The 9,577-nt window shown below is 70.4% G+C and carries 10 protein-coding genes; 4 read left to right on the top strand and 6 right to left on the bottom strand.

Annotation, left to right across the window (positions count from 1 at the left end):
* Positions 1-231 precede the first annotated feature (231 nt).
* The gene (locus G6031_RS01315; RefSeq protein WP_179523708.1) at positions 232-1,131 is read left to right on the top strand and encodes an oxidoreductase; all 900 of its coding nucleotides are present in this window, start codon (positions 232-234) and stop codon (positions 1,129-1,131) included.
* Between the two features lie 45 nt (positions 1,132-1,176).
* Here the strand turns inward: G6031_RS01315 and dapA are convergent, their stop codons facing one another.
* Positions 1,177-2,064, bottom strand: coding sequence for a 4-hydroxy-tetrahydrodipicolinate synthase (dapA, locus tag G6031_RS01310; RefSeq protein ID WP_182616732.1), 888 nt, complete (start codon positions 2,062-2,064; stop codon positions 1,177-1,179).
* A gap of 141 nt (positions 2,065-2,205) precedes the next feature.
* On the opposite strand from dapA, the gene G6031_RS01305 reads away from it, so the two are divergent.
* Positions 2,206-2,496: a hypothetical protein gene (locus tag G6031_RS01305; RefSeq protein WP_182652181.1), complete on the top strand. Its 291-nt coding sequence runs from the start codon at positions 2,206-2,208 to the stop codon at positions 2,494-2,496.
* A 100-nt stretch (positions 2,497-2,596) separates the two neighbouring features.
* Here the strand turns inward: G6031_RS01305 and G6031_RS19035 are convergent, their stop codons facing one another.
* Positions 2,597-2,722 (bottom strand): hypothetical protein, encoded by a 126-nt coding sequence (locus G6031_RS19035; RefSeq protein ID WP_259847360.1) that lies wholly within the window; start codon positions 2,720-2,722, stop codon positions 2,597-2,599.
* A 177-nt stretch (positions 2,723-2,899) separates the two neighbouring features.
* Between G6031_RS19035 and G6031_RS01300 the strand changes: the two genes are divergently transcribed.
* On the top strand, positions 2,900-3,688 hold the full coding sequence (locus G6031_RS01300) for a pirin family protein (RefSeq protein ID WP_182652180.1): 789 nt from the start codon (positions 2,900-2,902) through the stop codon (positions 3,686-3,688).
* Here the strand turns inward: G6031_RS01300 and G6031_RS01295 are convergent.
* From G6031_RS01295 to G6031_RS01280, 4 genes are all read right to left on the bottom strand, one after another.
* Complete coding sequence (locus G6031_RS01295; RefSeq protein WP_182652179.1) at positions 3,685-5,391, bottom strand: BCCT family transporter; 1,707 nt, start codon at positions 5,389-5,391, stop codon at positions 3,685-3,687. The two genes, G6031_RS01300 and G6031_RS01295, sit on opposite strands and share 4 nt — an antisense overlap.
* Before the next feature lie 56 nt (positions 5,392-5,447).
* Positions 5,448-6,008 (bottom strand): CAP domain-containing protein, encoded by a 561-nt coding sequence (locus tag G6031_RS01290; RefSeq protein ID WP_241737123.1) that lies wholly within the window; start codon positions 6,006-6,008, stop codon positions 5,448-5,450.
* Between the two features lie 113 nt (positions 6,009-6,121).
* Positions 6,122-7,054: a diacylglycerol kinase gene (locus G6031_RS01285; protein WP_182652178.1), complete on the bottom strand. Its 933-nt coding sequence runs from the start codon at positions 7,052-7,054 to the stop codon at positions 6,122-6,124.
* The gene (locus tag G6031_RS01280) at positions 7,051-8,712 is read right to left on the bottom strand and encodes an FAD-binding oxidoreductase (protein ID WP_347238416.1); all 1,662 of its coding nucleotides are present in this window, start codon (positions 8,710-8,712) and stop codon (positions 7,051-7,053) included. The genes G6031_RS01285 and G6031_RS01280 overlap by 4 nt, the downstream gene beginning before the upstream one ends.
* Positions 8,713-8,862: 150 nt before the next feature.
* Between G6031_RS01280 and G6031_RS01275 the strand changes: the two genes are divergently transcribed.
* Positions 8,863-9,504 carry a TetR family transcriptional regulator gene (locus G6031_RS01275; RefSeq protein ID WP_182644432.1) on the top strand — a complete coding sequence of 214 codons (642 nt, stop codon included), beginning with the start codon at positions 8,863-8,865 and terminating at the stop codon, positions 9,502-9,504.
* The last annotated feature ends 73 nt before the right edge of the window (positions 9,505-9,577 follow it).

Raw genomic sequence — 9,577 nt, 5'->3', positions numbered from 1 at the left:
CGGCGAGGGCGCCGGCCCCGGCCGCGCCGAGACCGGCGCGGCGGAGGAAGGAACGGCGGTCGAACGTCATGAGGGAACTCCGAGATCTCGGTCGAAGACGAAAGGCGTGTGTGACGCGTGGGATCTCACCCGCCTCACGCGAGTGTGTCACAAGAACATCGCGGCGTCTCCCCCGGCGCTACCACACGGGTGTCCGACCACGGCGCAGGCGCGGCTGGTTGACTGTCACACATGAGCCGCACGCCCAGATGGTCCGCCTCCGACGTCCCCGACCAGACGGGACGGACCTTTGTCGTGACCGGGGCCAACGCGGGGATCGGCCTGGCCACCACACAGGCACTCGTGGCCCGGGGCGCCCGGGTGGTCATGGCGTGCCGGAACCTCGAGAAGGCCGAGGCCGCCCGGGCCACCCTGCCGTCGGGGACGCGTGACTTGGCGCTGGTCCGTCGGCTCGATCTGGCGGACCTCGACTCGGTGGACGAGTTCGTCGCCGGGACCGCGGATCGGGTGGATGTCCTGATCAACAACGCCGGCGTCATGAACCTCCCGCCCTCGCGGACCGCCCAGGGTCACGAGATGCAGTTCGGTGTGAACGCACTCGGTCACCACGCCCTCACCGGCGGCCTGCTGCCGCGGTTGACCGATCGCGTGGTCTGGCTCGGGTCGCTGGCACACCTCCGCGGGCGCGTCGACACCGACGATCTGAGCATGGACCTGCGCGGATACCGGCCGATGGCGGCCTACGCCAACTCGAAGCTGGCCTGCATCATGCTGGCCTACGAATGGCAGCGCCGACTCGGTCGCGAGGGCGGGGAGATCCGGTCGATGGCGGCCCACCCCGGGTACACCGCCACCGAACTCCTCCGGCAGAGCGGCCGCCCGGCCGCCGACCGGTTCTTCGAGCTCGGCAACTCGATCTCGTGGGCCGGACTGACGCCGGAGACGGGCGCCCTGTCCGTCCTCTACGCCGCGACGGTGCCGGACCTTCCGGGCGCGACCTTCGTGGGCCCCGATCGCCTGGGCGGACTGAGGGGATACCCGAAGATCGCCAGGTCGAGCAGCAGGTCCCGCGACGAGCGGGTCGCCGCCGCCCTCTGGGAGCGGTGCACCGAGATGTCCGCGTTCCGGTAGTCAGTCCGCGGCGGGGTCAGGCCGATCCGTAGGCCGATCCGTGGGTCAGGCCAGTCCGGCCGCGGCCAGTCCCTCACGGAGCCGGTCGAGGTGCTCCGGCGGGCCCTGGAGCAGCGGCATCCGCAGCTGGTCGGAGCCGAGCAGCCCCTGCATCTTCAGCGCTGCCTTGATCTGGATGGCCCCCTGCGAGGTGTGCATGATCGCGTCGACGGCCGGGATGAGGCGGGTGTGGATCTCGCGGGCCCGGGGGAGATCACCGGCATCGACGGCGTCGATCATGGCCCGGTAGTCGTCTCCGGCCACATGCCCGACCACCGAGACGATGCCGGTGGCGCCCAGTGCGAGGAACGCGAGGTTGAGCACGTCGTCACCCGAGAACCACAGCAGATCGGTCTCGGCCATGAGTCGGCTGGCCTCGAAGAGGTCGCCCTTGGCGTCCTTGACCGCGCGGAGGCCGGGGATCTCTCCCAACCGGCGGATCGTGTCGGAGGACAGGGCCGTGCCGGTTCTCCCCGGGATGTCGTAGGCCATGACGGGTCGCCCTCCCGCCTCGGCGACCATCCGGAAGTGCTCGACGATCCCGTGCTGCGTGGGCTTGTTGTAGTACGGCGTCACCACCAGCAGCGTGTCGGCGCCGCGCTCGACCATCGCGGCGGCCGCCCGCATCGAGTGCTCGGTGTCATTGGTCCCGCAGCCGGCCATCACCGACACACGGTCGCCGACCGCCTCGACGACCGCGGCCACGGCGTCGTAGTCCTCCTCGTCGGTGGTCGTGGCGGACTCACCGGTGGTGCCGTTGACCAGCAGTCCGTCGTGACCGTGATCGGCGAGGTGGACCGCGAGTCGCTGCAGCCCGTCGAAGTCGATCGAGCCGTCGTCGTGCATTGGGGTCACCATCGCGGTGATGACCCGACCGAAGGGATTGTCCGACATGGGCACCAGGATAGGCGGTCCCGGTCGGTCGTCGCTCCGGTGCGGTCACCGTCGGATCCGGCGGCGAGGTCCGGAAGCACGTGGGGCCCGTCGCGGTTAGGGTCGTCACCACCCCCCGCACGCACGACCCAGGAGGACCACATGAACTCGGAGACACCCCCGGAGACCCCAGAGGACCTGGGCAACACCATCGACGGAACGCGTGTCGGTGACGGAAGCGCGCCGGATCGGGCGGCGGATCAGGGAGCGACCGGAATCGACCCGGACGCCCCGGGCAGCGGTGGACACAGTGACGGCCGGAGCGTCGGCAACGGTGACGGCACCGCGACGACGGGGTCGCGCGACATGGAGGAACAGAAGCGCATCTATCAGACGCCGGAACAGCCGGACCACGCCCTCGGCGGGAGCGAGGGCACGGCCGACGGGATGTGATCCCCGGCGTGCCGCCCTACGGGCCGGACGCGTTCCGGCTCGTGGCGGCCCGGCTCTAGCGGATGGTCAACCCACCCGGATTGTCAGCGAACCCGGATGGTCAGCGAACCTTGTCCGGGTTGGTGTCGAGGAAGCGGCCCAGGGTGTGGTCGACGACGATGTGAGCCACCTCGCTGGTGGTGGCCACACCCACGCGCAGCGTGGCGGCCAGAGCGTTCTGCAACATGGAAACCTCCCGGCAGGCGATGTGACTCCCGTCACTGACAACTGTCACCTTACGCCCGCGCGCGGTGGACCGTCGCCGTATCAGCGAAAAATCTGGACGACCGTTCTGGACGGGCGCCCCGGCCGGAGCCGATCGGTGGAGCGTATTGTTGTTGCATCAGCTAGTCAAGGGGGCGCCGTGCTCGATCAGAAGGTCACACTCCGTCGGTCGGCCACGCGCTCCCACACCGGTGGCGGCTGGTTGGATTCCCGTCACTCCTTCTCCTTCGCCCGCCACCAGGATCCGATGAACACCCATTTCGGGCGTCTCCTGGTCAACAACGACGATCGGATCGCGCCGGGTTCCGGGTTCGACACCCACGGCCACCGGGACATGGAGATCGTCACCTGGGTACTGTCCGGATCGCTGGTCCACCAGGACTCCGAGGGCCACAACGGGATCATCTACACCGGTCTCGCCCAGCGGATGAGCGCGGGGACGGGGATCCTGCACTCCGAGCGCAACGACGGCTGGCGCGACGGATCTATCCGGCATTCCGGGGTCCCGGCCGAACCGGTACACCTGGTCCAGATGTGGGTCGTCCCGGACTCCACCGGCGGGGACCCGGGGTACGACCAGCGCGAGATCGACCCCGGCGAGCTGGAGAACACCCTCGCCGTCGTCGCGGGAGGCCTCCGCGCCCACGCCGACCGGGCCGCCATCCGGATCCGCAGCAGCACCTCGGCGCTGCTCGCCGCGCGACTACAGCCGGGTCGGTCGGTCCAGCTCCCCGATGCGCCGTACCTCCACCTCTACGTCCCAGTCGGCTCGGTCGACCTGGAGGCCGAGGGCGAGCTGGCCACCGGTGACGCCGCGCAACTCACCGCCACGGGTGGTCGCCGGGTCACCGCCGGCGCCGGCGGCGCCGAGATCCTCGTGTGGGAGATGCACGCGGCGATGACGATGCTCGACGTGCGCGGACACTAGTCGGAGGACCGGAGCGGGTTCGGTGCGCCGTCGTCCTCCTCCCCGGGGATCCGGTGCAGCGGACCGATCGGCTCGGGTGAGGGTGTGGTCTCGTTCTTCTCGAACTCCTCGGGCGAGTAGGCGCGATCCCACTGCCTGGTCACCGTGGGCGGCCGTTCGCCCAGGTCGGCGGAGATGCCCTTGACGAGGCTGTACATCATCACGAAGCCCATGACGAAGAACGGCAGCCCGATGACGGTGATGACCTCCTGCAGAGCGCTGAGACCACCGGTCCCGGTGCCGGCGAGCAGCGTCGCGGCGACGGCGCCCATGAGGACGCCCCAGATGATGCGCTGGTGGACGGGCGACGGGGCGACGGTGTCGTCCTCGCCCGAGGCCATCATGTCGACGACCATCGCGGCCGAGTCGACCGAGGTGGTGAAGAAGATGACGACGATCAGCACCGCGATCCCGGAGACGAGGGTGGCGAGCGGGTAGTTGGACAGGAACGCGAACAGCGCGCCGGGGATGTCCCCGTCGTCGACCACCGCCTCGACCAGTCCACCGGGTCCGTTCAGTTCGATGTCGAAGGACGCCATGCCGAACACGCCGAACCAGATGATGGAGAAGGCCACCGGGAGGACGAGCACCCCGAAGACGAACTGGCGGATGGTCCGACCGCGACTGATGCGGGCGATGAAGATGCCCACGAACGGCGACCACGTGATGGTCCACGCCCAGTAGAAGACGGTCCACGTGTTCTGCCAGGTCGCCAGGTCGTCGTTGGCCGGGAAGACGTTGTTCCAGAACGCCAGCTCGGGCAGCGTCGAGGCGTAGACACCGAAGGTCTCCACCGTTCCCTTGAGCAGGAACAGGGTGGGTCCGGTGACGACGATGAAGACGAGCAGCGCGACGGCCAGGGCGATGTTGAGGGTGGACAGTCGCTTGATGCCCTTGTCCAGGCCCGCCGCCACCGAGATGCAGGCGATGGTGGTGACCACCACGATGACGAGCACCTGCACCACCGGGGACACCGCGATCCCGAAGAGCTCGTTGAGACCGGCGTTGATCTGGAGTGTGCCGAGGCCGACGGAGGTCGCCACGCCGAACACCGTTCCCACCAGCGCCACGACGTCGATCGTCTTGCCGATGGGCCCGTAGACGCGGTTGCCCAGGATCGGCGCGAAGATCGAACTGACGCGCGGCGGCATCTTGCGCTTGTAGATGAAGTAGGCGAACGCCAGGGCGGGCAGCGCGAAGATGGTCCAGGTGTGCAGACCGAAGTGGTAGAGGGTGAAGGCCATCGCCTCCTGGGCGGCCTCCCTGCTCCCGGGGTCCACCCCGCCGCGGGGCGGGGTGGCGAAGTGCGAGATGGGCTCGGCCACTCCCCAGAACATGAGGATGGTGCCGATCCCGGCGGCGAACAGCATGCCGAACCAGGCCGCCGTGGAGTGTTCGGGCTCCTCGCCGTCGGCGCCGAGACGGACATGTCCGAACCGGCTCAGCGCTATCCACAGCAGGAAGAGCAGGAAGATGGAGACCCCGGCGATGTAGAACCACCCGAGGTTGGTCATGATCCACCCCGAGGCGGTGCCGAAGACGTCCCCCACCCAGTCCCCCGCGAGGAACGTGACCACCACGAAGGCCACGATGACCGCCACGGTGGTGAGGAAGATCCCCGGGTCTGTCCTGAGCCTGAGTGCGCGTGTGATCCGTTCGGACATGGTCTCCCTCGTCTGTTCGGCCGTGCTTGGCAGCGGGTCGGTCCCCCCGGCTGACGTCAGTACGCGAAGTTGTGTACCACGAACACCTTGCCACCGGCGGAGTACGCGATCCCCATTCCCGCCGAACGGTACCCGGGGTCAATCAGGTTGTCGTTGTGGCCGGGTGAGTTCTTCCACAGGTCGACCAGGCACACCGCTCCGCAGTGTGTACCCGCGGCGACGATGTTCTCCCCGTGGCCGCGGTTCAGCAGGGCCCGGTTGTGGTAGACGGCGTCCTCGGCGGCGAGCCGGTCGGCCCACGCCTGCGCCTCGCGGTCCAGGGTCGGGTTGGGGGCCAGTGCGCCGAGCCCCCGGGACACCCGGTAGGAGTCGATCTCGCGGACGATGCCCTCGCGCAGCCCGCCTGCGACGTCCTGGTAGATCATCCCCGTCGACCCGACCGCCGCCCACACCTCGGCGGGCACCGCGGCACGGGCCTGGGAGACGAGACCGTCCACCACGTGCTGCGGGATGAACGACGGCAGAGCCTGGGCGGAGGCCGTCGCGCCCCCGCCACCCATCAGAGTGGCGGAGGTGACGGCGATGGTCGCGAGTGACGCGGTGAGCCTGGAGCGCATGGAGGTAATCATGCCGTCTCGGCGAGCCTGAAGCGAACCGATTGGCGGATGAGGTATCGACTACGTGTAACCCCCGTGACCTGCGTAAATCAGTGTTACGGATGAGACTGGAGTTATCGCGTTACGAGGAACAGGCCGGCCCCCGCGAGGACCTCGACGGTCACCGGGAGCGGCGCCACGGCGTCACCGTCGGCGAACGCCTCCACATCCTGAGCCTCGATCCGGACCGACCTGCACCGCCGTGTGGTCACCCCCCGGAGTCCCACGTGGGTACCGGAGTAGAGCCGGCGGAAGTGCCACGCCAGTCGGGGCTTGGAGATCCTGCCGACGTAGCAGACGTCGAACAACCCGTCGGACCGGTCGGCGTCGGGGGCGATCCTCATGTCACCGCCGTAGCTGCGCGTGATGGCGAACGCGCTGAGGAGGACCTCCGTCTCCACCGTCTCCTCCTCCGCCTCACCGGCGTCGAAGGTCATGCGGAACCGACGGGGCCGGTACGTCGGGAACTCGATGATCGAGGCCAGGACGTAGCGGAGGGGCCCGCCGAGGATCGTCATCTCGTTGACGCGCCGGTTGACCGCCGAGTCGAGCCCCGCGCACAGGACGGAGGCGAAGAGGTGCGGGTCCCCGCCGTCCGGGGTGGCCCTGCCGAGGTCCACCTGCTCGACCCGGCCGCCGGCGACGACGTCGGCCGCGGCCTCCGGGCTGTCCAACGGGATGCCGTACTCACGGGCGAGATCGTTGCCGGTGCCCGCGGGAATGATGCCGATCGGGACGCCCGAGAACGCCTGCGTCTGCACGGCGAGCGAGACCATCCCGTCCCCGCCGCACACGGCGAGGGCATCCACGCCGTCGGCGATCGCCTGTCGCGCCAGCTCGAGCGACTCCTGCGCGCTGGCCCCCCGGAGGGCGTCGACCTCGAGCCCGTGCGACCGCAGCCTCGCGGCCGCTCTGTCGGCGACCCGGTCCCCCCGCCCGCCGCCTGCGGCCGGGTTGGTCAGCAGGGCGACCGTGCGGATCCGACGGTCGGACAGCCGCGCGGTCACGGGATCAACGTCCCCGGGTTGCACACGCCCTCCGGGTCCACGGCGTGTTTGACCGCACGCAGCATCCGCACGCCCACCTCGCCGATCTCGGCCTCGAGATAGGGCCTGTGGTCCACCCCGACCGCGTGGTGGTGGGTGATCGTCCCCCCGGTGGCCACGATCGCCTCCGATGCCGCCCGCTTGGCCTGCATCCACTGCGCGACGGGGTCCTCGCCCCGCTGACCCGCCACCACGGTGAAGTAGAGCGACGCGCCGGTGGGGTAGACGTGACTGATGTGGCACATCACCAGTGCCGGCGTGCCACTCGCCTCGAGCGAGGTGGTCAGCGCCGCGGCGACGGCGTCCCGCAGCGCGGGCAGGTTCGACCAGTCGGTGGCGGTCTCGAGCGTCTCGACCAGCGCGCCGTTGTCGAGCAACGAGTCACGCAGGACGGGCGCACCGAAGCGGCCGTGCTCCCACGCCTCGGCCGGTCCGGCACCCAACGAGACGCCGCCGTGGGCCAGCAACACCGCCCGGGTCTCGGCGTGGCGCGACCCGGTGTGCTCGGGCGTGCCCTCGAACAGCGTCAGACACAGGCAGCCGCCGGACTCCCCGCCCGCGCCGTCGGCGCCCTCCGTGGCCGCGCCGGCACCCTCCGTGCCCGCCCCATCCATACCGACGCCCTCGGCCCGCTCCCCGATCGCCTCTGTGGCGGTGGCCAGGTTCACCGCCGTCTCCGCCTCGTCCGACAACCGGATGACGGTGGGGCCGGTGCCCTGTTGCTCGACCGCGCGCAGCGCCGCCGCACCGGTGGCGAAGTCGGGGAACCGGAACGCCTCGTGTCGGACCGTCTGCGGGACCGGGTGGATCCGTAGCCGCACGCGGGTGCACACCCCGAAGGCGCCCTCGGACCCCATCAGCCACTGCCGCAGGTCCGGTCCGGCGGCCGACGCCGGTGCGCGGCCGGCCTCGATCACGCCGATCGGCGTCACCACGGTCAGGCCGCGGACCATCTCGTCGAAGCGCCCGTACCCGGCCGAGGCCTGCCCGGACGAGCGGGTCATCGCGTACCCGCCGAGGGTCGCGTACGGGAAGGACTGCGGGAAGTGGCCGAGCGAGAAGCCGTGTTCGGCCAACAACTCCTCCGCCCGGGGACCCGACAGGCCCGCCCCGAGGACCGCCTCACCCGAGTCGGGATCGATCGACTCGAGGGAGTCGAAGTGCGCGAGGTCCACCGAGATCACGGCCCGGTGGCCGCCGGCGTCCGGGGTGAGGCCCCCCACCACGGAGGTGCCGCCGCCGAAGGGGACCATCGCGACCCCCTCGCGTCCGCACCACGCCAGCAGGGCCGCCACCTCGTCGTCGTCACGTGGTGCGACCACCGCGTCGGGGCAGTCCACCTCGGGACGCAGCCGCCAGGACAGCAGATCGGGTGTCGATTTGCCCCTGGCCCGGGGCAGTCGCTGGGCGTCCGCGGTGGAGAGGTTGCCCTCCCCCACGATGTCGGCGAGGGCCGTCAGGTCGGCGTGGGTCAGTCGGGACGGGGAGGCCACCACGGCGGCCGGATCGAAGTGCAGGCCGCTCTCGGCGGTCACCCCGAGCACGTCGCGCAGCAGGCCGCGGATGCCCTCGCCCAGGTCCCTCGCCTCGGCCTCGGTGCCCCACCGGGACAGGGCCATAGGCGGCAACGGAAGGTTGTCAGAGGAAGTCATGTCGCTCATACTGGAACAGTAAACCTCAATCTGTTCCGTTTTCCACGATCTCCGCACTGACGGGTACCCGACCCCCGGACGATCGCCAAGGGCGCCGCGCGCCAGTCAGGAGCTCCGGTGACCTCGTCCGCCCCGGCACTGTCGACCGACCGCACCGCCGCCACCCGCGACCGCGCGCTCACGGCCGCCCGCGACTCGATCCTCGAGATCGGTGCCACGCGGACCACGATGGTCGAGGTCGCCCGTCGCTCCGGGGTGGGACGGACGACCCTCTACCGCCACTGGCCGGACATCACCGCCCTCTTCGCCGACCTGCTCACCCGCGAGCTCACCGCGGTCGTCGAGCGGGTGGATCCCGCGCTCCCCGGCTCGGCTCTGCCCGGCTCGGCACTCCCCGACTCGGCACCCGGCGACGCGGACGAGCTCGTTCGGTTGCTGTGCACGTTCGCGGACGAGGTGCGGACGGACCCGCTGCTGGACGCGTTCCGCAGGCACGAGTCCGAGATGCTCTCCGAGTACGTCTTCCACCGGCTCGGCACCTCGCAGCGCCGGCTCATCGACGTCCTCCGCGGACTGCTCGCGCAGGCGGTGGCGAGCGACCCCAGGCTGGCCGGGCGCGACGCCGACAGGACCGCGACGATGCTCTTCCTCGCCGTCCAGGGGCTGGTCCTGTCGGCCCCGCTCGCCGACCCGCCGCTCGACCCGTCCACCTGGCGGACCGAACTGAACCTACTCATCAGGGGGTACCTCGGCCTATGACCGGTCAGAGCGATCGCGTGCACACCACGCCCGTCCACACCGCGCCCGTCCACACCACGCCCGCCCACACCAC

Origin of the sequence: Dietzia sp. CQ4 (assembly GCF_014145125.1) — a bacterium.
Classification (GTDB): domain Bacteria; phylum Actinomycetota; class Actinomycetes; order Mycobacteriales; family Mycobacteriaceae; genus Dietzia; species Dietzia natronolimnaea.
This window is presented reverse-complemented; position numbering and strand designations above follow the sequence as displayed.

What these genes read in the sequence shown, in the direction of transcription:
- G6031_RS01280 (WP_347238416.1), bottom strand. Translation starts at nt 8,712, where the DNA reads ATGGCCCTGTCCCGGTGGGGCACCGAGGCCGAGGCGAGGGACCTGGGC.
- G6031_RS01290 (WP_241737123.1), bottom strand. Translation starts at nt 6,008, where the DNA reads ATGCGCTCCAGGCTCACCGCGTCACTCGCGACCATCGCCGTCACCTCC.
- G6031_RS01315 (WP_179523708.1), top strand. Translation starts at nt 232, where the DNA reads ATGAGCCGCACGCCCAGATGGTCCGCCTCCGACGTCCCCGACCAGACG.
- G6031_RS01295 (WP_182652179.1), bottom strand. Translation starts at nt 5,391, where the DNA reads ATGTCCGAACGGATCACACGCGCACTCAGGCTCAGGACAGACCCGGGG.
- G6031_RS01305 (WP_182652181.1), top strand. Translation starts at nt 2,206, where the DNA reads ATGAACTCGGAGACACCCCCGGAGACCCCAGAGGACCTGGGCAACACC.
- dapA (WP_182616732.1), bottom strand. Translation starts at nt 2,064, where the DNA reads ATGTCGGACAATCCCTTCGGTCGGGTCATCACCGCGATGGTGACCCCA.
- G6031_RS19035 (WP_259847360.1), bottom strand. Translation starts at nt 2,722, where the DNA reads ATGTTGCAGAACGCTCTGGCCGCCACGCTGCGCGTGGGTGTGGCCACC.